The sequence below is a fragment of the Pseudomonas sp. LFM046 genome (genome assembly GCF_000949385.2).
Classification (GTDB): Bacteria; Pseudomonadota; Gammaproteobacteria; order Pseudomonadales; family Pseudomonadaceae; genus Metapseudomonas.
The window spans coordinates 649,406-671,694 of the sequence record NZ_JYKO02000001.1 but is presented as its reverse complement, the minus strand read 5'-3'; the positions used below and the strand labels follow the sequence as shown (position 1 = coordinate 671,694).

At 66.3% G+C, this 22,289-nt stretch carries 24 protein-coding genes; 12 read left to right on the top strand and 12 right to left on the bottom strand.

Translation table 11 applies throughout. The features are described 5' to 3' along the window. Window positions 1–51 precede the first annotated feature (51 nt). The 5 genes from TQ98_RS03205 to yedA form a co-directional block, all read right to left on the bottom strand. Window positions 52–1,197: a spermidine/putrescine ABC transporter substrate-binding protein gene (locus TQ98_RS03205; RefSeq protein WP_044872252.1), complete on the bottom strand. Its 1,146-nt coding sequence runs from the start codon at window positions 1,195–1,197 to the stop codon at window positions 52–54. 55 nt (window positions 1,198–1,252) lie between these two features. Continuing rightward, the gene (locus TQ98_RS03200; protein ID WP_044872253.1) at window positions 1,253–2,404 is read right to left on the bottom strand and encodes an ABC transporter ATP-binding protein; all 1,152 of its coding nucleotides are present in this window, start codon (window positions 2,402–2,404) and stop codon (window positions 1,253–1,255) included. Between the two features lie 418 nt (window positions 2,405–2,822). Next, window positions 2,823–3,647: a helix-turn-helix transcriptional regulator gene (locus TQ98_RS03195; RefSeq protein ID WP_044872254.1), complete on the bottom strand. Its 825-nt coding sequence runs from the start codon at window positions 3,645–3,647 to the stop codon at window positions 2,823–2,825. Between the two features lie 207 nt (window positions 3,648–3,854). Continuing rightward, a complete protein-coding gene (locus TQ98_RS03190; protein WP_044872255.1) occupies window positions 3,855–5,183 on the bottom strand; it encodes a DEAD/DEAH box helicase in 1,329 nt (442 codons plus the stop codon). Window positions 5,184–5,244: 61 nt separating this feature from the next. Then, window positions 5,245–6,171 (bottom strand): drug/metabolite exporter YedA, encoded by a 927-nt coding sequence (yedA, locus tag TQ98_RS03185; protein ID WP_044872256.1) that lies wholly within the window; start codon window positions 6,169–6,171, stop codon window positions 5,245–5,247. Window positions 6,172–6,333: 162 nt separating this feature from the next. On the opposite strand from yedA, the gene TQ98_RS03180 reads away from it, so the two are divergent. Continuing rightward, window positions 6,334–6,810 (top strand): Lrp/AsnC family transcriptional regulator, encoded by a 477-nt coding sequence (locus TQ98_RS03180; RefSeq protein WP_044872257.1) that lies wholly within the window; start codon window positions 6,334–6,336, stop codon window positions 6,808–6,810. A gap of 75 nt (window positions 6,811–6,885) precedes the next feature. On the opposite strand, the gene TQ98_RS03175 is transcribed toward TQ98_RS03180, so the two are convergent. Together TQ98_RS03175 and TQ98_RS03170 are read right to left on the bottom strand one after the other, a co-directional pair. Beyond that, window positions 6,886–7,497 (bottom strand): 3'-5' exonuclease, encoded by a 612-nt coding sequence (locus tag TQ98_RS03175; RefSeq protein ID WP_044872258.1) that lies wholly within the window; start codon window positions 7,495–7,497, stop codon window positions 6,886–6,888. Window positions 7,498–7,521: 24 nt separating this feature from the next. Beyond that, on the bottom strand, window positions 7,522–8,001 hold the full coding sequence (locus TQ98_RS03170; RefSeq protein WP_044872259.1) for an NYN domain-containing protein: 480 nt from the start codon (window positions 7,999–8,001) through the stop codon (window positions 7,522–7,524). Between the two features lie 83 nt (window positions 8,002–8,084). Between TQ98_RS03170 and TQ98_RS03165 the strand changes: the two genes are divergently transcribed. The 5 genes from TQ98_RS03165 to TQ98_RS03145 all read left to right on the top strand — a co-directional run bounded on the left by TQ98_RS03165 (window position 8,085) and on the right by TQ98_RS03145 (window position 11,326). Further along, a complete protein-coding gene (locus TQ98_RS03165; RefSeq protein WP_044872260.1) occupies window positions 8,085–8,651 on the top strand; it encodes a cysteine hydrolase family protein in 567 nt (188 codons plus the stop codon). Between the two features lie 162 nt (window positions 8,652–8,813). Next, the gene (locus tag TQ98_RS03160) at window positions 8,814–9,536 is read left to right on the top strand and encodes a transporter substrate-binding domain-containing protein (RefSeq protein ID WP_103102861.1); all 723 of its coding nucleotides are present in this window, start codon (window positions 8,814–8,816) and stop codon (window positions 9,534–9,536) included. A gap of 43 nt (window positions 9,537–9,579) precedes the next feature. Then, the gene (locus TQ98_RS03155) at window positions 9,580–10,059 is read left to right on the top strand and encodes a YbaK/EbsC family protein (RefSeq protein ID WP_052659186.1); all 480 of its coding nucleotides are present in this window, start codon (window positions 9,580–9,582) and stop codon (window positions 10,057–10,059) included. A gap of 75 nt (window positions 10,060–10,134) precedes the next feature. After that, window positions 10,135–10,797 (top strand): YciC family protein, encoded by a 663-nt coding sequence (locus tag TQ98_RS03150; RefSeq protein ID WP_044872264.1) that lies wholly within the window; start codon window positions 10,135–10,137, stop codon window positions 10,795–10,797. Window positions 10,798–10,888: 91 nt separating this feature from the next. Beyond that, a complete protein-coding gene (locus TQ98_RS03145; RefSeq protein ID WP_044872265.1) occupies window positions 10,889–11,326 on the top strand; it encodes a VOC family protein in 438 nt (145 codons plus the stop codon). On the opposite strand, the gene TQ98_RS03140 is transcribed toward TQ98_RS03145, so the two are convergent. Together TQ98_RS03140 and TQ98_RS03135 are read right to left on the bottom strand one after the other, a co-directional pair. Beyond that, complete coding sequence (locus tag TQ98_RS03140) at window positions 11,320–12,057, bottom strand: transporter substrate-binding domain-containing protein (protein WP_044872571.1); 738 nt, start codon at window positions 12,055–12,057, stop codon at window positions 11,320–11,322. The two genes, TQ98_RS03145 and TQ98_RS03140, sit on opposite strands and share 7 nt — an antisense overlap. Before the next feature lie 79 nt (window positions 12,058–12,136). Then, on the bottom strand, window positions 12,137–12,385 hold the full coding sequence (locus tag TQ98_RS03135; RefSeq protein ID WP_044872266.1) for a CDGSH iron-sulfur domain-containing protein: 249 nt from the start codon (window positions 12,383–12,385) through the stop codon (window positions 12,137–12,139). Between the two features lie 88 nt (window positions 12,386–12,473). Between TQ98_RS03135 and TQ98_RS03130 the strand changes: the two genes are divergently transcribed. Beyond that, on the top strand, window positions 12,474–13,559 hold the full coding sequence (locus tag TQ98_RS03130) for an endonuclease/exonuclease/phosphatase family protein (protein WP_044872572.1): 1,086 nt from the start codon (window positions 12,474–12,476) through the stop codon (window positions 13,557–13,559). A 56-nt stretch (window positions 13,560–13,615) separates the two neighbouring features. On the opposite strand, the gene hrpB is transcribed toward TQ98_RS03130, so the two are convergent. Then, a complete protein-coding gene (hrpB, locus tag TQ98_RS03125) occupies window positions 13,616–16,138 on the bottom strand; it encodes an ATP-dependent helicase HrpB (protein ID WP_044872267.1) in 2,523 nt (840 codons plus the stop codon). A 127-nt stretch (window positions 16,139–16,265) separates the two neighbouring features. Between hrpB and TQ98_RS03120 the strand changes: the two genes are divergently transcribed. From TQ98_RS03120 to TQ98_RS03105, 4 genes are all read left to right on the top strand, one after another. Further along, on the top strand, window positions 16,266–16,685 hold the full coding sequence (locus tag TQ98_RS03120; RefSeq protein WP_044872268.1) for a hypothetical protein: 420 nt from the start codon (window positions 16,266–16,268) through the stop codon (window positions 16,683–16,685). Between the two features lie 111 nt (window positions 16,686–16,796). After that, complete coding sequence (locus TQ98_RS03115; protein ID WP_044872269.1) at window positions 16,797–17,684, top strand: cation diffusion facilitator family transporter; 888 nt, start codon at window positions 16,797–16,799, stop codon at window positions 17,682–17,684. A gap of 353 nt (window positions 17,685–18,037) precedes the next feature. Beyond that, entirely contained in the window at window positions 18,038–18,517 is a 480-nt protein-coding gene (locus TQ98_RS03110; RefSeq protein WP_044872270.1) for an Lrp/AsnC family transcriptional regulator, read from the top strand. Window positions 18,518–18,691: 174 nt separating this feature from the next. Beyond that, window positions 18,692–18,895, top strand: coding sequence for a DUF2788 domain-containing protein (locus TQ98_RS03105; RefSeq protein ID WP_044872271.1), 204 nt, complete (start codon window positions 18,692–18,694; stop codon window positions 18,893–18,895). Between the two features lie 20 nt (window positions 18,896–18,915). Here the strand turns inward: TQ98_RS03105 and TQ98_RS03100 are convergent, their stop codons facing one another. Then, window positions 18,916–19,482 (bottom strand): pseudouridine synthase, encoded by a 567-nt coding sequence (locus TQ98_RS03100; RefSeq protein WP_044872272.1) that lies wholly within the window; start codon window positions 19,480–19,482, stop codon window positions 18,916–18,918. A gap of 144 nt (window positions 19,483–19,626) precedes the next feature. Between TQ98_RS03100 and TQ98_RS03095 the strand changes: the two genes are divergently transcribed. Then, window positions 19,627–20,676 (top strand): MBL fold metallo-hydrolase, encoded by a 1,050-nt coding sequence (locus TQ98_RS03095; RefSeq protein ID WP_044872273.1) that lies wholly within the window; start codon window positions 19,627–19,629, stop codon window positions 20,674–20,676. A gap of 63 nt (window positions 20,677–20,739) precedes the next feature. On the opposite strand, the gene amn is transcribed toward TQ98_RS03095, so the two are convergent. After that, window positions 20,740–22,221: an AMP nucleosidase gene (gene amn, locus TQ98_RS03090; protein ID WP_044872274.1), complete on the bottom strand. Its 1,482-nt coding sequence runs from the start codon at window positions 22,219–22,221 to the stop codon at window positions 20,740–20,742. Between the last annotated feature and the right edge of the window lie 68 nt (window positions 22,222–22,289).

The following is a 22,289-nucleotide window of genomic DNA, read 5'->3' as shown; positions in this document are numbered from 1 at the left end:
GCTCGCGAAGCGGTTCGCGAGCAGAGCTCGCTCCTACGAGGGCATTGCCGATCAGGCCGCCTTGAAGCGCGCCATCAGCTCCGCTCGCGCCGGGCTGGTCAGGGTCGCGGCGGCGCCGAACTCCAGGGCGCTGAGCAAGTCGGCGGCCGGGTACATGATCGGGTCGTCGAGCATGGTCTTGGGCAGCAGGGCATCCACCCGCTTGTCGCCGCTGGGATAACCGTGGGCTTCCACTTCACGTTTGTTCACCTTCGGGTCGAGCAGGAAGTTGATCAGCGCATAGGCCGCGTCCCGCCGCTCGGCGCTCTTCGGAATGGCGAAGAAGTCGCTCCAGATCTCGCCACCCTCGCGGCCCAGCACATAGGTCATTTCTGGCAGGTCACGGTGCAGCTGCGAAGCGTCGCCGGTCCAGCACATGGCCATCCAGGCATCGCCGTTGCGCATGGAGGGCTGGTAGTCGGAGTTGATCGCGAACAGGTGCGGCTTGACCTCCAGCAGCAGTTTCTCCGCATCGGCCAGTTCCTTCGGATCGATGGAGTTGAAGCTGTAGCCGTAGGCCTTCAGGGCGTTGCCGATCACCGTCAGCTGGTAGTCGTGGACCATCACCCGGCCGGTGGCCTCGCCTTGGGCCAGTTCCCAGAATTCCTTCCAGGTGGTGGGCCTGGCCTTGAGCTTCTTGCTGTCGTAGACGAAGCCGGTGGTGCCCCAGTCCTTCGGTACGGCGTAGGTCTTGCCGTTGACGACGCCCTGCTCCATGAAGCGCTTCTCGTAGGAAGCGGCGTCGAAGTTGGGAATGCGCGACAGGTCCAGCGGCTCGATCAGCCCCAGTTCGGCATAGGTACTGATGGTGTAGTTGGTGGGTACGAAGACATCCCAGCCGCTGCCGCCGGCCTGGAGCTTGGCGAGCATCTCCTCGTTGGAGCCGAAGACGTTCATCTGCACCTGGGCGCCGGTCTGCTCGGCGAAGGCGGCGAAGTTCTCGGGGTTGTGGTAGTTCGGCCAGGTGGCCAGCACGACGCGGTCGCCGATCGAGCCCTTCTCGGCGGCGAAGGCCCGGTTGCTGGTCAGGAGCCCCGGCATATTGGCGGCCATCACCGCCATTGCCAGGCCCAGGCCGGTACGGCCGAGAAACTCGCGACGGCTGATGGAGCCGTTCTGCCAACTGCGCAGTTGCTTGATGAAGTCTTTCCGATCCATTGCTGCCACCTGCTTTGAGGGTTGGTGTTATCCGTTCCGTACTGCTTCTCGTGCGCTACAACGTCATCGCAAGACCGCTCGCCTGATCCCAGCCGATCCTGACCGGCGACCCGTGCTCGAAGGCCGAGCGCTCGTGCTTGCCGTGTCGCGGCACCCGCACGCAGACGATGCCGAAAGGCTCGGTGCGCACCCGGTACTCGGTGAGGTTGCCCAGGTAGATGCGGTCCACCACTTCGCCAGGCAGGCTGATCTCGCGGGCCAGAGACTCTTCGCCGGCGCCGATGGCGATCAGCTCCGGCCGCACCGCAATGCAGCCCGGCTCGCACGCCTTGAGGGTCGGGCCGGTGGGCGTCTGCGGACTGGCCAGGTGCAGGCCGTGGGTGGTTTCCAGCAGGACCCGGCCATCCTCGATGCGCCGCACGGTGCCGTCGAACAGGTTGGATTCGCCGATGAAGTCCGCCACGTAGCGGCTCGCGGGGGTTTCGTAGAGTTGCTCGGGGCTGGCGCTCTGGAGGATCTGGCCGTCCTGCATGACGCTGATGCTGTCGCTCATGGACAGGGCCTCTTCCTGGTCGTGGGTGACCAGCACGAAGGTGATGCCCACCTCCCGCTGCAGGCGCAGCAGTTCGGACTGCATCTCCTTGCGCAGCTTGCGGTCCAGTGCCGCCAGGGGCTCATCCAGCAGCAGCACCGTGGGCTTGTTCACCAGGGCGCGAGCCAGGGCCACCCGCTGCTGCTGGCCGCCGGACAGTTCGTGGGGCTTGCGCTGGCCGAAGCCGGACAGGCGCACCATCTCCAGCGCCTCGTCCGCCAGGCGGCGCTGTTCGGCGCGGTCCGGGCGTGGCTGGTGGTAGCGCAGGCCGTAGGCGATGTTCTCCGCCACCGAGAGGTGGGGGAACAGTGCATAACTCTGGAACACCATGTTCACCGGCCGCTGGTGCGCCGGCACCCCGGCCACCGAACGCCCGGCCAGCAGCACCTCCCCCGCCGTGGGCTGCTCGAAGCCGGCGATCATCCGCAGGGTGGTGGTCTTGCCGCAGCCGGAGCTGCCGAGGAAGGAATGAAACGAACCGCGCCGCACCCTGAAGTTCAGGCCATTGACCGCAGCCACCGCGCCATAGCGCTTGACCACATTGCGGAACTCGATATCGAAGAACTCGCCTGCATCGCTCACGGCCGGCCCCTTGTTTTCAGGTGTTATGGGCATGTGGCAACACGCTAGCAATGGCGGTTTTCGGCTGTATATATCCCTCCGGGGATAGGCGCGTGCTCCACAGAAACTGTGGAGCGGGATGTGGATAAGTTATGGATGACCGGCTGCAGGCCGCTCGGGGCGCGGCTTTGAAGCAAGTGTTTGATTTCTGAGCAGCGCCCCACCTGAGGGCGCATTTCCTTGTAGGGGCGAATTCATTCGCCAAGCAGGCCGCAGGTCTGCCCTGCAGATTCCCCAGGGGCAACGGTGTTGCCCATAGCGAATGAATTCGCCCCCACAACCCTGCCCACAGATTCTGTGCAAAGGGTTGTGGATAAATCGTGGGCAGGGCGCTGGAAAGCTGATGGTGCCTGGCTCTCCTCACGCTGTACGGTTATTGATCAGTCACCGCTAATCGCCAATCGCAATAAGCCTAGACCGCCGTGCGCAAGGGCTCCGGCTCGTCCCGCTGGCCGGCGAGTTCCCGCACGAACAGCCCCAGCAGCTCCGACTGACTGCCAATGCCCAGCTTGGCGTAGATGTTCTTGCGATGGATCTTCACCGTTCCCGGGCTGATGGCCAGGTGCTCGGCCACCGAGGCGCTGGAGTGGCCCCGCAGGAGCATCTGCACCACTTCCTGCTCGCGGGCGGTCAGCACGTGGGCGCCGAACTGGTCGAAGGCTTCGCGGATCTTGTAGTCCAGGTCCTGCGCCGGGCGCGGGGCGTGGGCGCGGCAGAGTTCCCAGGCTTCATTCACCACCTGGTTCACCACGGCTTGGGCGCAGTCCAGCATTTGCATCTCGTCGCGGCTGTAGGCCGGATTGGCGGTGCCACGCATCAGCGAAAGCACGGCCTTGCCGCCAGAAGCGAGGTCGATGAAGAAGGCGATTTCCTCGGTCAGGCCGGTCTGTTGGTAGTAGGTGACGTAGTACTCGCCCAGGTAGAAGTGGTCCGGGGCGAACTGACGCAGGCGCCAGAGGCCCGGAGCCTGGTTGCGGGTGCAGGCGAGGTAGAAGGGGTCGAGCAGGTAGGGGCCGACCTGGTAGTCCTCCACATAGACGTGGCGCTTGTCCGGCGGGAAGGTGTCGAACAGGGCCAGCGGCCGGTGGTTGCCTTCGTAGACGAAGAGGACGAAGTGATCGACCGGGCAGATCTGCTGCAGCCATTGGCTGAGGCCGAGCAGCCGAGCCCGGCCAGCCGGCTGGGCGAACAGGTGGGCGACACCGGAGGTCCAGTGTTTGAGTTCCTTGTGGCGCATGTGGGCGATGCCTGAGGGTGGGCTGCGCTTCAATCACTATAGGCGTTCAGCATTTCGCACAGAAATGCAGGAAATGAGCCAATATCCTGAAAGCCTTGGCAGCCCCTCTAGGACGGGGGTACCTGGTGCCAGCCCGTTCCCGCCCGGAGCTCCCCTGCCCTGCGAAGCGTCACCCAATGCCACAAAAGGGTGACGCCCAAACGCGGATCAGCCCTTCTTGGCCTTCCCAAACCCCGGCGCCTTGCGCACCGATTTGACCTTGGGCTTCTCGCTGTCGATCCAGCGCCCCAAGGCCGCACCCTTGCCCGCCTTGCCAGCGGCGACCTGGGGTTCCTTGGGCTTCTTGGGTTTCTTCGGCTTCTTGATCACCTGACCGGTGGCATCGGTCATGGGCACCCGGTGGTCGGGGAAGAAATCCGGCTCGTCGCGGCGCTGGATGGTCTGGCGAATCAGCACCTCGATGGCCGCCAGCAGCTGCACTTCGTCAGCGCAGACCAGGGACACCGCCTCACCGGTAGCACCCGCGCGGCCGGTACGGCCGATGCGGTGCACGTAATCCTCGGCCACGATGGGCAGGTCGAAGTTGACCACCAGCGGCAGGTCGTCGATGTCCAGGCCACGGGCGGCTACGTCGGTGGCCACCAGTATCTGCACTTCGCCCGCCTTGAAGCGCTGCAGGGCGCGCAGGCGAGACGGCTGGGGCTTGTCGCCGTGGATGGAGTCGGCGCTGACGCCACGGGCCTGGAGTTCATCCACCAGCTGGTCAACGCCCTTGCGAGTCTTGACGAAGACCAGCACCTGGTCCCAGCCACGATCCTCCAGCAGGTGCAGGAAGAGTTCGCTCTTGCGCTTCTTGTCCACCGGGATCAGCCACTGGCGCACGCTCTTGGCGGCGGCGTTGCGCGGGCTGACTTCGATGGACAGCGGGTCGCGCAGCAGCTCGCGGGCCATCTGGCGGATGGCGTCGGAGAAGGTGGCGGAGAACAGCAGGGTCTGGCGGCGCTTGGGCAGCGCGGCGAAGAGTTCGTCCAGCTCGCGGGCAAAGCCCAGGTCGAGCATGCGGTCGGCCTCGTCCAGCACCAGCGTCTGGAGCTGGTTGAACTTCACGGCGTTCTGGCGATACAGGTCGAGCAGCCGGCCCGGGGTGGCGACGAGGATGTCGATGCCCTTGCGCAGCTTCATCATCTGCGGGTTGATGCTGACGCCGCCGTAGACCGCGTAGTTGCGCAGCGGCAGGTGCTGGCCGTAGACGCGGAAGCTCTCATTGACCTGTTCGGCCAGTTCGCGGGTCGGCACCAGCACCAGGGCGCGCACCGAGTTGCTGGCCACCTGAGGGCCTTCGTGGGTCAGGCGCTGGAGCAGCGGCAGGGCGAAACCGGCGGTCTTGCCGGTGCCGGTCTGGGCCGCGGCCATCAGGTCACGGCCCTTGAGGACGGCGGGGATCGCCTCGGCCTGCACCGGCGATGGGGTCTGGTAGCCGAGCGCTTCGGTGGTGCGCAGCAGGGGTTCGATCAGGCCGAGGGAGGCGAAGGTCATCGGGGCAGCCATAGTGTGCGGAAAAGGCGCGATTCTATCAGGCCGGCCGCCCCCACCGTGATCAGCTGGTCTGCTCTTGCAGCCCTTCGTCCTTGACTGGCTTGTCTTCCTTGCGGTCGCGCCACTGCGGCAGGCCGATCAGCACCACGGCACCGATGATCACCAGCATCGCCAGGCTTTCCTCGATGCCGATGGTTTCCCCCGCGAAGGCGATGCCCAGCAGCACGGCCACCACCGGATTGACGTAGGCGTAGCTGGTGGCTGCAGCGGGGCGCACGTTCTTCAGCAGGTAGAGGTAGGAGCTGAAGGCAATGATGGAACCGAAGACGACCAGGTAGGCCAGCGCCCCCCAGCCGGCCAGGGTCGGGGCGGCGACCATGCGCTCGCCACTAAGCAGGCTGCCGGCCAGCAGGGCCACGCCACCGGCGAGCATTTCCACCGCACTGGCCATGGGCCCGGCGGGGAGCTTGAGGTTCTTGCTCCACATGGAGCCAAACGACCAGGCTGCCGCGGCGAAGATGATCAGGGCCGCGCCGATGGGGCTGGCCTGGAGGTTGGAACCGAGGTTGAGCAAGCCGATGCCCGCCAGGCCGAGGACGATACCGGCCCATTCCAGTCGGCTGGTGCGCTGGCCCCAGATCAGCCCGAACAGCAGGGCGAACAGCGGCACCGTGGCCACGGCCAGGGCCGCGACGCCGGAGGCCACACCGAGGTCCTCCGCCAGGGTCACGCCGCCGTTGCCGCAACTGAGCAGCAGGAAGCCAATGGCGGCTGCGGACTTCCACTCCTGCCAGGTCGGATTGGGTACCCCGCGCCACCGCAGGAAGCCGTACATCAGGGCCCCGGCGATGACGAAGCGAATGCCGGCCATCAGCAGCGGCGGCCAGGATTCGACGCCGATGCGGATCGCCAGGTAGGTCGACCCCCAGATCAGATAGAGAGCGATGAATGCCCCTATGAGCAGGAGCGGAAAGCGGCGCGCGGGCATGATCGGAACTCGACACAGGCAGGAATGAGGTGTCTATTCTATGAAAGGCCCTGACGGGAAAATAAGGATGAAAACCTGCTTGAAGCCCGTCTCGACTTTGGAAACCATCGAAATCAGCGGCCTCCTCCTTCGATTCGACGGAGGCCGTTTCCGGAGGTCCCTGTGGACAAGTACGACCGCCTGCTGCTTTCTGCCCTGATCGAGAACGGCCGGGCTTCCTTCGCCGACCTGGCGCGCCGGGTCAACCTCTCACCGCCGGCGGTGGCCGACCGTGTGGCCAAGCTGGAGTCTGCCGGCATCATCACCGGCTACCACGCCAGCGTGGACCTGGCGAAGATCGGCCTGCCCATCGAATGCGTGATCGAGCTGCGCATCATCGACCACGATTACAAGCGCACCCAGGAAGCCCTGGAGAAGATCCCCCAGCTCACCCTTTGCCACCGCGTGACCGGCGATGCCTGTCTGCTGATCAAGGCCGCGGTCGCCTCGATGCCGGAGCTTCAGGACCTGATCGACCAGATCGCCCAATACGGGTCGACCAAGACCTCGCTGATTCTTTCCACGTCCTTCGAGCAACGGATTCCGGGGGTGCTGCAGGAGCGCGGCAAGGTGGAGCTGCTGAGGACCGTGAAAGGCTGACAGGGCTGGATGGTGGGCTGAAGCCCACCCTACGAGGCTTGAGGGGAGGCTGACCAGGAGCGCGACGCGCGGCAATCAGCCTTCCCGATGCCGCCTCAAGATCTCGGGAATCTTCGCCGCCGACACCTTCTGCAGGCTGCAGAACAGCTTGTGGGAAACCTCGTTTATCCCGTGCTTGTCCCGCAGGCGCTCGGCCATGTGCAGGGTGAGGTTGGCGGCCATCTCGGCATCGGCCAGGGCACGGTGGGCCTTGCCGGTGTTGGGCAGGCGAGCCCAGGTGTTGAGGGTGCCGAGCTTATGATTGGGCGCCTCGGGCAGCAGGCGGCGGGCCAACAGCAGGGAGCAGGCGAAGGCTTGGCGGCGGGTGCGCCCGATGCGGGCCAGTTCGAAATCCCAGAACTTCTGGTCGAAGGAGGCGTTGTGCGCCAGCAACGGCAGATCGCCGATGAAGTCGGCCGCCTCCCCCATCACCTGTTCCACCGGCGGAGCGTCACGCAGCATGGCCGTGGTGATGCCGGTGAGGCCCTGGATGAACGCGGGCACAGGAACCCCAGCGTTCATCAGGCTCTGGTAGCGGTCGACGATGCGCCCGCCCTCCAGGATGACCACGCCGATTTCAGTGGCGCGGCATTGGCTGCCCGGCGTGACGCCGGTGGTCTCGAAGTCGATTACGGCTATGGGGTCCACGTGGAATTCCAGGTTGGGCGGGGTTCAGTTCCGCAACAGCAGGGCGCCCTCGATGGGCTGATAGCGGCTGGCGGCACGGATCAGGGATTGGGCGGTCAGGCCAGGCACGCCGTAGACCAGGGTCTCCACGCCGTGGGCCTTGGCGACCCGGTCCAGCAGCAGGTCGAAATCGCCGTCGCCCGAGGCCAGCACCACCAGGTCCACCCGGGAGGCGGCGTCGAGGACGTCGATGGTGATGCCCACATCCCAGTCGCCCTTGGCCGAGCCATCGCTGCGCTGGATGAACGGCTTGAGCTTCACGGTGAAGCCCAGGTTGCGCAGGATCTGCTGGAACTGCTGCTGTCGGGGATCGCCCCGGTCAATGGCGTAGGCGTTGGCCTCGACAATCTGGCCCTCGGCGCTGATTCCTTGCCAGAACGCGCTGTAGTCGAAGTGGCAGCCATAGGTGTGGCGAACCGTGTAGTAGAGGTTCTGCACGTCGGCGAATACTGCGATCTTCTTCAACGCGGCTCCTCGCGGCTGGCTGGCGGCGACTGGACAAGAGTAGATTGCGGCCAGTATGCCAGCCTCAGGGAATGGAAACCGATATGACCTCGCAGAACTCGCCCGGTGCCCTGCTGATCATCGACCAGCAGCAAGGTATCCAGCGCCTGGACCGACCGCGCAACAACCCCGATGCCGAACGGCGTATCGCTGCCCTGCTGGAGCGTTGGCGCCGGGCCGGCTGGCCGCTGGTGCACATCCGCCACATCTCCCGCGAGGCGGGTTCGGTATTTGCCCCCGGCCAGTCCGGCGCGCTGTTCCAGCCAGACCTCGCCCCCACGGAGCGGGAGCAGGTGCTGGAAAAGAATGTTCCCGACGCCTTCATCAACAGTGGCCTGGAGCGCTGGCTGCGTGTGCGCGGCATCGACGCCGTGGTCGTCGTGGGCGTGGCCAGCGAAAACTCGGTGGAAGCCACCGCACGCAGCGCCGGCAACCTGGGCTTTGCCACCACCGTGGTGGCGGACGCCTGCTACACCTTCGCCAAGGCGGACTTCTCCGGCCGCCCGCGCAGCGCCGAGGAAGTACACGACATGGCCCTGGCCAACCTTCAAGGCGAATACGCCGAGGTGCGGTTCACGGACGAGCTGCTGACGGCCTGGCCGACGGACTGATCACCGCCGTCTATAGTTTCAGCTACCCCCGCGAGCATCGAGAACGGGGACGACGCCGAGACCCACCGCATGGGTCTGTTGCAGGGAGCAAGGCGCCCGCCATGGCAGGCGGCGCCGTCTGGCTGTCACTCCAGCGCAGGCCGTGCCCAAGGCGAATCCGCAATGCGCGCTCATGGATGCTGCCTGCTTGCCCTGCTGCTTTCCGCTCCCTGTCATGCCGAGGCGCGCCTGGTCTTCAGCGCCTTTCCCGACCAGGGCCTGCCGCTGTTCCAGATTTGCCAGCGCATCCTGGTGGAAGCCTATGGCGAGCTGGGCATCCGCATCGAAACCCGCGCCGCGCCAGCGGCCCGCGCCCTGCAGGACGCCGAACGCGGCCTGAACGACGGCGAGCTGTGCCGCACCAGCCTGATCGCCGAGCAGCCCAGCGACCTGCTGCTGATCCGCACGCCGTTGTTCGAATCCTATGCCGTGGCTTTCGCCAATCGCCCGCTGCCCCTGCACGACTGGTCCAGCCTCAAGCCCTACCGGGTGGGATTCGAGCGTGGCAAGGCGGCCCTGGAACTGCGCCTGAAGGGCGTCCGCCTGTCGCCCTCCAATGGCGCGGAAAACGGCATGCGCAAACTGGCTGGAGGGCGCGTGGACGTGCATGTGGAGGATTACTACTCGGGCATGTGCATCCTCCGCCAGAACGGCATACGCGGCATCCAGCCATTGCACCCGGTGCTGGAACGCTTCTCGATGCACCATTACCTGAACCCGCGCCACCGCGACCTGGCGCCGCGCCTGGAGGAAGTGCTGCAGCGCATGGAGCGCAACGGCAGACTGCACGAGATCGAGCATCAGGTGCTGCACGAGGCGGGGCTGGATGATCTCAGTCCACCCTGAACGATTATCATGGCGCCCCCGTCTCCGATTGCCCGGAACCCCCATGTCGCTTCACGCCCGCAACCTGGCCCTGCTCGAACGCCACGCCATTCCCTACCGGGAAGTCAGCCACGAAGCCGTGCTCGACTACCCCACGGCCCACGCGGTGCGCCAGCGCTTCGGCCTGCGCGGCGTGGAGAGCAAGAGCCTGTTCCTGCGGCTGAAGGGTGGCGGCTACGCCATGCTGGTGACCCTGGAGGGCGCACGGGCCGACTGGACTCAGCTCAAGGCCCTGCTGGGTGCCCGCCCCAGCGTCGCCAGCGACGAGGAGCTGGTGGAACTGACCGGCTGCGTCCCCCAGTGCGCCTGTCCCCTGGGCCACGCGGAGGACATCGCGCTGGTGGTGGACGAGGCGATCTTCCAGCACGACTACCTGATCTACTCCCCCGGCCCGCCCGAACATACGCTGCAGGTAGCCACTGCCGACCTCGCCCGGCTATTGCCGGAACTGCCGAACCGGGTGCTACGTTACCGTTCCGGCTGAGCTGCCCTTTGGAGGCGGCCGCAGCTTGGGCTAAAGTGCCGTGGACCAACCGCCTGAAAAAATGACTGCCTGCCGATGAATCTATTCGAGCTGCTGCGTGCCTCCTGGTTCTTCTTCTCCCGTAATGTCGGCGCAATCGCCCTGCTCTGCCTTCCGGCGATCATGGTCGAAGCCATTTCCCAGCAAGGCCTGATCGCCTGGCTCGGCCCGGACAAATCCCAGGGCGCGTCCATCGTGGTCAGCATGCTGTTCTACCCCGTCTACGTCGGCGCGCTGATCCTCTTCGTCGACAGCCGCAGCCACCATGTCCGTCTGAAGCCCCAGCAGGTGATGGCCATGGCGTTGTTCCGCTGGCCGACTTTCGCCGTGCTGGCCGCCATCAGCACGCTGCTGATCCTGGTCGGCGTCTGGATGCTGATCCTTCCCGGCGTCTACGTGATGATCAAACTGGCCTTTGCCGAGTACCTGCTGGTGCTGGAAGGCCGGTCGCCCCTGGACGCCATCAAGGAGAGCTTCGAGCTCACCAAGGGGCATTTCTGGACCATCCTTTCCTGCGTGCTGATGGTGATGGGGCCGATCTGGCTGGTGGACTGGTTCGCCTACCGCGAACTGGGCGCGCACCCGGACCCGGTGGGCACCGTGATACTGGAAAGCTTCAACAGCTTCTTCCAGCTGTTCGTCAGCGTCGCCCTGTACCGCATGTTCACCCTGGTGACGGAGCGGGCAACGGAGCAATGAAGGTTTCCCCTGCCGGGTGAACCGACCTGGCAGGGCGCAATGGATCCTCTACGGGCTGCTAGGCTTTTCTAGCCACTCAAGGAGGATTCCCATGGCTGAGAACCCCAGCATCCTTTCCCACATCTCCCTGGGCACCAACGACTTCGAGCGCGCCGTCGCCTTCTACGACCAGGTGCTGCCCACCCTGGGCTGCAAGCGCATCATGGAACACCCCGGCGCCGTGGCCTACGGCCGCGAATACCCGGAATTCTGGATCCAGACGCCCATCGACGGGCGTCCCGCCAGTGTCGGCAACGGCACCCATATCGGTTTCTTCGCCCCCAGCAAGGAGGCGGTGCTGGCCTTCTTCGAAGCCGCGCTGGATGCCGGTGGCACGGGCGAGGGCGAACCCGGCCCGCGCCCGGAGTACGGCGAACCCTATTACGGCTGCTTCATCCGCGACCTGGACGGCCACAAGATCGAGGCCGCCTTCTGGGATATGGAGCTGGACCAGGGCTACGAGCTGTACATCGAACCCCACGCTCACTGAGCGCCCGAGCGGTAACGCCGCGCGGCTTCCAGAATCCAGCCCTCGTCGATCATCTGCCCCAGTGCCTGGGCGATGGCCTGGCGCTGGGGCTTGAGCGGCCGCTGGCGCGAGAAGCCGAGGAAGAGTTGGGTGCGGGCCGGCGGCCGGTAGGCGAGCTTGACGATGCGCCCCGCCAGTTGCGGATCGCGCAGCAGCTCGTAACCCACCTGGCAATCGGTGCCGATCACCAGCTGCAACCGCTTGTGGCGCAGCATGTCCAGCAACTGGCGCTCACTGTTGACCCCCACCTTGCGCAGCGACCGGTCGGAATCGAACGGCTCGAAATAGGCTGATCCGCGCACGAAGCCGATGTCGTAACGGCTCAGTTGCGGATAGCCGGTGACGCTTTCGGCGAGTTCGGGAAGGCTGTAGAAACGCGGCGCGCAGGTGAAATAGGGGCGTTCCAGGAAGTCGATGTAGCGCTCGCGCTCGGGGGTTCTGGCCAGCCCGGTCATCAGGTCCGCCGAGCCGCGTTCCAGAGCCGCCAGCCCCCGCGACCAGGGCGCGCGCTGCACCTCGAAGCGTAACCCCGTGCGACGCTCCAGCTCGGTCAGCAGGTCCATGTCCAGACCGCGCAACTCCCCACCCTCGCCAGCGATGCGAAAGGGCGGCCAGTAGTCGGTCATCACGCGAAGCAGCGCCGGCTCCTCAGCAGCGGCAAAACCGGGCAGGAGCAGCAGTCCAGCCAGCAAGGAACGGCGGCGCCGTGTTTCTGAAAGCAAGGCCAGGATTGACCGGAGGACTACGCCCAGCTTCATGCCGGCTCCCGGATCAGTCGTTCAGTTCGTTATGGGTGCCATCACAGCACGGCGGCGAGTGGCTACGTTTGCAGCCACACAAATACAGGGTTTCGCTGACCTGTGCATGAAATTTGAGCGGGAACAGGCCGGTCCCCTTGTGGGAGCCATCGCAGAACGGTTGCTGCTGGCTGCGGCCGCAGCGACACCAGAAGTAGTCCTGGCCGGCAACCACGTCCACCTCATAGGGCCCCCTCTGGGCAATCAGCGCTTCACCGCTCACTCCGTTCCTCCAGGGCGCGCTTGGCTTGGGCCGTAGCGGCCGCTCGGGTATGCTCGCCCTCTACCAGCATAGTTGCCAGCCTTTGCCGATGCCCCGAGTCCTGCGTTTCGCCCTGCTCAGCCTGTCGGCCCTGGTCGTTGGCCTGGCCGCCCTGATCTATGCACTGACCTGGCATCCCGCGGCCCGCGAGCCGGCCCCCACGTCCTGTCAGACCGAAGCCCCGCTGCTGCAGCCCGGCCAGGCGCTCAAGGTGATGACCTGGAACCTGCAGTACCTGGCCGGCAAGCGCTATATCTTCTACTACGACCTGCCCGACGCCGAAGGCCCCGACGAGCGCCCTACGCCCGAGGACCTGGCCTACAGCCTGGATGAAGTGGTACGGGTGATCCGCGAAGAGCAGCCGGACATCATCAACCTCCAGGAACTCCACGAGGGGAGCCGCGCCACCGACTACCAGGACCAACTGGCCCTGCTCCAGGAGCGCCTGGCGGACCTCTACCCCTGCGCCAGCCAGGCCTTTTACTGGAAGGCCACCTTCGTGCCCGACCCACGCATCCTCGGCAGTGTCGGCATGAAGCTGGCAACCCTCAGCCGCTTCCGTATCGAAAGCGCCGAGCGCCTGCAACTGCCGCAGGAAGACAACGACCCGATCAGTCGCCAGTTCGACAAGAAGCGCGCCCTGCTGGTGAGCTATCTGCCGATTCGCGGCGGTGGCCGGCTGGCGGCGATCAACACCCATCTGGATGCCTTGCCCGAGGATCAGGAAACCCTGCGTCTGCAGGTCGCCATGACGCGGGGCCTGCTCGACCAGTTCCAGTCTCAGGGCCAGCCCTGGGTGCTGGCCGGCGATTTCAGTCAGTTACCCCCCGGCCAGTACGAACGCCTCTCCGAAACGCAACGCCACCGCTATTCTCGCGACAGTGAGCTGAAGGCACTGTGGAGCCGCTACCCGATGATCCCCAGCGTGGAGGAAGCCAGCGGCGCTCAGCAGGCCCAGTGGTTCACCCAGTTCCCCAACGACCCGAGGGTGAAGGGGCCGGACCGCACCCTGGACTACGTTTTCCACAGCCCCAGCCTGACCCGCATCGAGGCGCAGGTGCGTCAGGCCGATACCCTGCGCATCTCCGACCACCTGCCCCTGATCGCACGGTTCTTCCTGCCGCCGGCGCATTGAGGGCTCGACTTGGGGGCCTTCTTCACCTCCGTGCAGGCAAAGCTCTCGACCTGGCTTCACTTCCTCGGTTTGGCCCGCGCGGTCGCCTCGGCCACCAAGGGGTCATCCGGCCAGTAGTGCTTGGGGTACCTACCCTTTAAATCTTTCTTCACCTCGGCGTAGGTGTTGCGCCAGAAGCTGGCCAAGTCCTGGGTGACCTGCACCGGACGCTGGGCCGGGGACAGCAGGTGCAGCTTGACGCCCTGGCGCCCCCCGGCGATGCGCGGGGTGTCGGCCAGGCCGAAGAGTTCCTGCAGCCGCACCGCCAGCACTGGCACGTCTTCGCTGTAGTCGAGGCGGATGCGGGAGCCGGAGGGGACTTCCAGGGTGCGCGGCGCCAGTTCGTCGAGACGTTGGGGCAGCGGCCAGGGCAACAGGCCCTGGAGGATACCGGCGAGGTCGAGGCTGGCGAAATGACTGAGACGGCTGACCTTGCCCAGCCAGGGCAGCAGCCAGTTCTCAAGCCCAGCCAGCAGGGCGGGGTCGGACAGGTCCGGCCACTCGCTCTCGCCCTTTTCGGCGATATCCAGGCGACGCAGCAGCGCCACCCGTGCCTGCCACTGGCGCAGCTCCGGGGTCCAGGGCAGCAATTCCAGCCCCTTGCGCCGCACCAGGCCGAGCAGCGCTCGCGAGCGTGCGTCTTCATCCAGGTCCGTCAGGGCCTCGCGGGCCAGCACCAGTTCGCCGACCTTGATCTGCCGCTCGGCACGCAGGACGCCTTCACGCTCATCCCAGTCCAGCAGGTCCTGGCGGCGCACCTGTTCCGCCAGGGGGCCGTCGAACAGTGTCGGGTCGAGATCGGCGGCGAGGTAGATGCGCTCTTCGCGCTGGCCCTGGCGGCTGCCCAGGTCCGCAATAACCAGCCAGGTTTCCTTCATCAAGGCATCCGGCTCGCCGAAGCTGGCGGCCCGGCCATTCGCCAGCCGGTAGTCCGCGCCACCGGCGCGGCGTTGCTGGGCGATACGGTCCGGGTAGGCGAAGGCCAGCAGGCAGCCCAGCCAGCGGGGATGGTCCGGGTCGGTCACCGCCTCATTGGCCGGGCCGCGCAGGTACGAGCGGAATTGCCGGGCCAGTTGCCGGGCACGCTGCACGCCACCCCGGGCGCCGCGCGCGGCCTTGTCGTCGCCGGCCAGCAGGGCCAGGCGGCTGTGCAGGTCGGCGCCACCGCCACGCAAGATGTCGCGCTCACCGAGCAGAGCGGCCAGGTTGCAGGCCAGGGTGCCGAGCCCCAAGGCATGACCGCGCAGCAGCAGGTGGGCGATGCGCGGGTGGGCCGGCAGTTCAGCCATGGCCTGACCGTGGCGGGTCAGGCTGCCGTCTTCGGCCAGGGCGCCGAGTCGCTGCAACAGGTCGCGGCCCTGGGCATAGGCAGCGGCGGGAGGCGGGTCGAGCCAGGCCAGCTCGTTGGGATCGCCAACGCCCCAGCGCGCCAGTTGCAGCGCCAGGCCGGCGAGGTCGGCCTGAAGGATCTCCGCACTGCCGTGAGCAGCCAGTTGATCATGCTGGGCTTCGGACCAAAGCCGGTAGCACGCGCCCGGCTGCAAACGTCCGGCCCGGCCAGCACGTTGGGTCGCAGAGGCGCGGGAAATGCGCTGGGTGTCCAGGCGGGTCATGCCGCTGGCCGGGTCGAAGCGCGGCACCCGCTCGAGGCCGGCGTCCACCACCACGCGCACGCCGTCGATGGTCAAGCTGGTTTCGGCGATGTTGGTGGCCAGTACCACCTTGCGCTTGCCGGCCGGGGCGGGCTCGATGGCGGCGCGCTGAGCCGCCAGGTCCAGCTCGCCATGAAGCGGGCAGAGCAGGATCTCGGGGCGGCCGTCCAGGCGCTCGGCAAGCTGGTCGGTGACGCGGCGGATCTCCGCCTGGCCGGGCAGGAACACCAGCAGGCTGCCGGGCTCATCGGCGAGGGCCTGGAGCACGGTCTGCACCACCTTGGGCTCCAGCGCTTCGCCTGGCTGGCTCGGCCGCCCCCAATGCTGCGCCACCGGGAACATGCGGCCTTCGCTGCGCACCACGGGCGCGTCGTCCAGCAGGCGCGACAGGCGCTCGCCCTCCAGGGTGGCGGACATCAACAGCACCTTCAGCGGCGGTTCATCCCGCAGCAGCGCGCGGCCATTGAGGCAGAGGGCCAGGGCGAGGTCAGCGTCAAGACTGCGTTCATGGTACTCATCGAAGATCACCAGCCCGACGCCTTCCAGCGCCGGGTCTTCCTGCAGGCGCCGGGCGAGGATGCCCTCGGTCACCACCTCGACGCGGGTACGCGGGCCAATCCTGGACTCCAGGCGAATGCGGTAGCCCACGGTCTCGCCCACTGATTCGCCCAGTTCGCTGGCCAGGCGTTCGGCGGCGGCACGGGCGGCCAGGCGGCGAGGTTCCAGCATCAGGATGCTCTGCCCCGCCAACCAGGGCTCGTCCAGCAGCGCCAGCGGTACGCGGGTGGTCTTGCCGGCGCCGGGCGGCGCCTCCAGCACGGCTTCGTGGCGAGTTTGCAGGGCGGCCCGCAGCTCGGGCAGAACGGCATCGATGGGTAGCGGATTCATGGGCACTCCAGGCAGGCGCGCAAGTATAACGGCGAACCGCCGGTTCCTAGCCCGGGTCTTAGCTATGCCAGGCGGTATTGCAACAGTGGGCTTGGTATAGTCGCGACTTTTGATCAAGGAGATCTTCATGCGCATTGCTTCCCGGTTGATCGGCGGCGCCGTTGCCGCTGCCCTCCTCACCCAACTGACCGCTTGCGGCTCCATCCTCTACCCGGACCGGCGCGGCCAGATCGAAGGCAAGATCGATCCGGTGGTGGCCGGCCTGGATGCCATCGGCATCCTCTTCTATGTGATTCCCGGCCTGATCGCTTTCGCCGTCGACTTCGCCACCGGCGCCATCTACCTGCCCGAAGGCAAGACCGCGCAGGTCTCGCCTGAAGCCCTGCGCGATGCCGTTACCGCCGACGGCAAGGTGGACCCGGTGCGCCTGAAGTCCATCATCGCCCGCGAAACCGGCCACGACCTGCCGCTGGACAACCCGCAACTGCTCCAGCGCAGTGGCAACCTGCAGCAACTGGCCGCCTACGGCCTGCGTCCGGCGGCCTGACATGGCCGCCCTGGCCCGGCACGCGGCGCGTCACGCCGCCCCCGTTCGCTGCGGCCAGATTCCCGCCGCTTTGCCGGCTTCGGCCTCTGTCCCGCACAGACCGGAGCTGGCATGACCTCGTCCCGAGAGCACGCGCAGCTGCTGCGCCTGGCCACCCGCGCCTCGCTGACCGTTGCCATCATCCTCGTGGTCGCCAAGGCCGTGGCCTGGTCCATGAGCGGCTCGGTCAGCCTGCTGGCGGGCCTTACCGACTCGCTGCTGGACAGCGCCGCGTCGTTCCTCAATCTGCTGGCGGTGCACTACGCACTGAAACCGGCGGATGAGGACCACCGCTATGGCCATGGCAAGGCGGAGGCCCTGGCAGGACTGGCCCAGGCACTGTTCATCGGCGTCAGCGCCGTGCTGGTGGCGGTCCAGGCCTTCCAGCGCCTGCAGGACCCGCAGCCTCTAGGTGCCGAGATGCTGGGCATCGGGGTGATGCTGCTGTCGCTGCTGCTGACCGCGGGCCTGCTGATGCTGCAACGCCGGGTGATCCACGCCACCGGCTCCACCGCCATTCGCGCGGATTCGCTGCACTACCGCTCCGACCTGCTGCTGAACAGCGGCATCCTCCTCGCCCTGGTGCTGGCCAGCCTGGGTTGGCAGCAGGCCGACGGGCTGTTCGGCCTGGGCATCGCCGGCTACATCCTCTGGAGCGCCTTCGGCATTGCCCGGGAGTCGGTGTCGGTGCTGATGGACGAGGAACTCTCGCCGGAGATCAGTGCCGACATGCATCGCCTGGCCTGCACCGTGCCCGGCGTGCTCGGCGCCCATGACCTGCGCACGCGGATCTCCGGCAGCCACTGGTATGTTCAGCTGCACCTGGAACTGCCCGGCGAACTGCCCTTGTCCCGCGCCCACACCCTCTGCGAGCAGGCCGCCGCAGCCATCACGGCGCAATACCCGCGCGCCGAAGTGCTGGTGCATGCCGACCCCAGCGAAGTGGTCAGGCACGACTAGTCTCATCCCGACCGCATTACTTTTCTCCGGGCAAGAAAAAAGGGGGCCCCATCCATTGGAGCCCCCTTCGGGGAAATTCGTCCGATGCTGGCGATCGTGTCGCTGCATTCATCGCCTGCCTGATTGGGCAGAGCGGACCCGGGTGCCTGCTCGAACCGGTTGGATCGGCGGCGCCGACGCACCTGATTGGGCGGGTCGGGTGGACTTGCTGTCCGGGCCTTGAAACTGAGAGAAATCTTACGGCGAACGACGCGACGAATGATTGCGAAGATTGCTCACCAGAACACCACTTGCGCAATTAATCACTAACACAGCATTATTCAGCGCAATCCAGTTAAAGCAAGACGGCCACAATGGAAAAACTCGATCGCTACGACCTGAAGATCCTCGCCGAACTGCAGCGCGATGCCCGCATCTCCAACCAGGAGCTGGCCGAGCGCATTGGCCTGTCGCCCTCGCCCTGTTCGCGCCGGGTCAAGCAACTGGAAGACGATGGCTACATCATCCGCCAGGTAGCCCTTCTGGACCGCAAGAAGCTGGGGCTGAGCCTCACCGCCTACGTGCTGATCGGTATGGACCGGCACACGCCGGAGCGCTTCGAGCATTTCCAGGAAGTGATCCGCCAGTGCCCCGAGGTGCTGGAGTGCAGCCTGGTCACCGGTATGGAAGCGGACTACCAGCTGAAGGTGGTGGTGCCGGACATGGACCACTACCAGCAGTTCCTGCTGGGCCAACTGACCCGCATCGAAGGTGTCACCAGCGTGCGATCGAGCTTCGTGCTCAATCAGGTGCTGAGCAGCACCGAGCTGCCGCTGGGCCATCTACGCAGCTGAATGGACCTCGCGCGGCGACCGCCTTGGCGTATAATCGCCGCGCTTTGCTGTACCCCCGCGTGGCCCGCCTCATAAAGAGCCCCTCCGGCTCACGGAATTACAAGCGCACCGCCCGCCTTCCGCCCGGCCTCCGGCCGTGCTGGTGCAGCCTGTATTCAGCCCTTGAGGTATGCAATGAGCCCGGAAAAATTCGAAGAGTTGATGATGACGGCGATGATCGCCGCCCTGGTGGCCTTCATGGCCTTCATCGTCTGGGACCTGGCCAAGAAGTCCAAGGCCGGCCGCTTCGGCACCATGATCCTGTTCCTCGCCCTGGGCCTGGGCGTGCTCGGCTTCGTGATCAAGACGCTGGTGATCGGCGGCCTCGAAGGCTTCTGAGCATCCTCCACCTGCCCGGTTCAGAGCCGGGCCGGCACTTCCCGATACTCTCCGAGCCCCAGCCCGTCGAGGCTCCAGGGGCCGATGCGCACCCGCACCAGACGTAATGTGGGCAAGCCCACTGCGGCTGTCATGCGCCTGACCTGACGATTGCGCCCCTCGCGAATCACCAGTTCGATCCACGCCGTCGGCACGCTCTTGCGGAAACGCACCGGCGGGTCGCGCTCCCACAACTGGGGCTCTTCCAGCATCCGTGCCTCGGCCGGCAGGGTCGGACCGTCGTTCAATTCAACGCCTTCGCGCAGCCGCTGAAGCTGTTCCTCGCTCGGCTCACCTTCCACCTGCACCCAATAGGTCTTCGCCAGCTTGTGCTTCGGATCCGCGATGCGCGCCTGCAGGCGGCCATCGTTGGTCAACAGGAGCAGGCCCTCGCTGTCACGGTCCAGGCGCCCGGCGGGATAGATGCCGGGAATGGGGATGTAATCCTTGAGGGTCGCCCGGCCTTCGCCGTCGCTGAACTGGGTCAGCACGTCGAAGGGTTTGTTGAACAGCACCAGCCGCGGCTCGGCCGGTGGGGCCTTGGCCACACGGCGTGGCGCGGCCGGGCCAGGGCGGCGATTGGCGGGACGGGCGGGACGAGGTGGACGCGACATGCCTGGAAACGGATTGGCGGTAAGGGAATGGGAGAGGCATGCTAGGTTGACTGCCCTCCTGTCGCAAGAGAGAACGCCATGCCGCGTGCCCTGCGCCCCACCTGGCTGATCAGCCTGATGACCCTCGCCGGTTTCCATCGCTCGCCCTACCGGGGGCCGCAGTCGGCCAACTTCGATGGCCGCCGCTTCCACAACGTCGAACCCAAGCCCCACAAGGACCTGCGCGCCTTCCTCCGCTGGCAGTTCAGCCGCGAGAAGCAAGCAGCCTGGATCGACCAGCCCGGCCCGAAAGTGCCACCCACCGTGCCGACGCGGGTGGAAGGCGACGAATTGCGCGTCACCTACATCAATCACGCCACCCTGCTGATCCAGCATCGCGGACTGAACATCGTCACCGATCCGGTCTGGTCGCAGCGGGTCAGCCCGTTCAGCTTCGTCGGCCCGAAACGCCACCAGCAGCCGGGGCTTGGCCTCGACCAGCTACCGCCCATCGACCTGATCCTGGTCAGCCACAACCACTACGACCACCTGGACGTGGAGAGCCTGCGCGCCCTGGTGGAGCGATTCCCGCTGGCCACCGTGGTGAGCGGGCTGGGCAATGGTGTGCTGATCCGCGAAACCGGCTTCAAGAAGGTGGTCGAGCTGGACTGGTGGCAGGAACTGCCGCTGCCTGGCGGGCTGAGGCTCCACGCGGTGCCGGTGCAGCACTGGTCGGCGCGGACCCGCAGCGACACCAACGAGACCCTGTGGATGGGTTTCGTGATCGAATCACCGGACGGCCCTTTCCTTTTTCCCGGCGATACCGGACTGGGGCCGGAATTCCGCCTGATCCGCGAGCGCTTCGGCCCGATGCGCTTCGCCGCCCTGCCCATTGGCGCCTACGCGCCGCGCTGGTTCATGCGCGACAACCACATGAATCCGGACGACGCGGTGCAGGCCCATCAGCAACTGGAGTCGCAGCACAGCCTGGCGATCCACTTCGGCACCTTCAACCTCACTGACGAAGGCCAGTTCGCCCCGCCCCGTGACCTGGCGAAAGCGCTGACGGACTGGCAGGTGGACGCGGACCGCTTTCGCGTGCCGACGCCGGGGTATCAGTGGTTGATTCCACCTATGGCGCGACAATAAAAAAGGGCCGCATCGTGCGGCCCCATCCATCCCCTCGCGGTGCATGCCCGTAGGGTGCGCCAACTAGCGGAATGGCGGCTCGTCGAAGCTGCGCAGCTTGCGCGAGTGCAGCGCGTTGAGCTGGGTGCGCAGCAGGTCTAGGGCAGCGATGCCAATACGCAGATGTTGGCTGACGGCACGCTGGTAGAAGGCACTGGCCGAGCCGGGCAGCTTGATCTCGCTGTGCAGCGGCTTGTCGGAAACGCACAGCAAGGTGCCGTAGGGCACCCGCAGGCGATAGCCCTGGGCCGCCACCGTACCGCTTTCCATATCCACCGCCACCGCCCGCGACAGGTTGATCAGCGGTCGCTCCTGGGCCCAGCGCAGCTCCCAGTTGCGGTCGTCGTAGGTGAGCACGGTGCCCGTGCGCAGCCGGCGCTTGAGGTCTTCGCCCCGCTCACCCGTGACCTGGGCGGCGGCCTCCTGCAGCGCCTGCTGCACTTCGGCCAGGGCTGGCAGCGGGATGTTGGGCGGCAGCACCCGGTCGAGAATGCCGTCGCGGCGCATGTAGGCATGGGCCAGCACGTAGTCGCCGATGGTCTGGGACTGCCGCAGGCCGCCGCAGTGGCCGATCATTAGCCAGCAGTGCGGCCGCAGCACGGCCAGGTGGTCGGTAATGTTCTTGGCATTGGACGGTCCGACGCCGATGTTCACCAGCGTCACCCCATGGCCGTCGGCGGCGATCAGGTGGTAGGCCGGCATCTGGTAGCGATGCCAGACCACGCCGTCGACGATGGCCTGCATCTCGCCTTCGTCCATGCCCCGCTCCACCACCACATTGCCCGGCAGCACCATGCGCACGAAGCGCGGGTCCTCCCGCAGCTGGTCGATGCCGTGACGGATGAACTGGTCGACGTAGCGGTGATAGTTGGTCAGCAGGATCCAGGGCTGCACGTGGCGCCAGTCGCTGCCGGTGTAGTGCACCAGGCGGCGCAGGGAAAAATCCACCCGCGCGGCGTCGAACAGCGCCAGGGGCAGCGGGTCGGCGTTCTCCCATTCATAGAGGCCGTCGGCCACGCCGTCGGTGGCGGCGGAGAGGTCGGTGCTGGGGAACACCCGCGCCAGCTCGGCGGCAGTCACCCCGGAACCGGCGAGTTCATCGCCCTGCTCCACCACGTAGGGATACGGAATGTTCTGCTGGCTGGGGCCTACCTCCACCAGTACGGTGAAGTCGTGCATCAGCGGCCGCAGTTGCTCCAGCAGATAGGTGCGGAAAGCATCCGGGTGGGTGACGGTGACGCTGTAGTTGCCCGGCACCTGGATCTTGGCGAAGGCGCGGGTGGTGGACGGCACCTCGCCCTGGCAGCGGTAGGTGATGCGCAGCAGCGGATAACGGAACAGCGCCCGCTCTCCAGCGTCCGGCTCGATGCGTTCCTTGATGTAGCGCTTCAGTGCGTGGCTGAGGGCACCGGTGGCCTGCCTGTGTAGCTCGGCGAGGCGATCGACGGCTTCCTCGGCGGTTTCGGCAATCACAAAATCGGTCGGTTCGAGGCTCACGGTCGGCATCCTGTCTAGTCGCTCTGGACCTATCTTGCCTGCTTGGACAAGCAAAGGCATAGAACGATTCAGCAGGT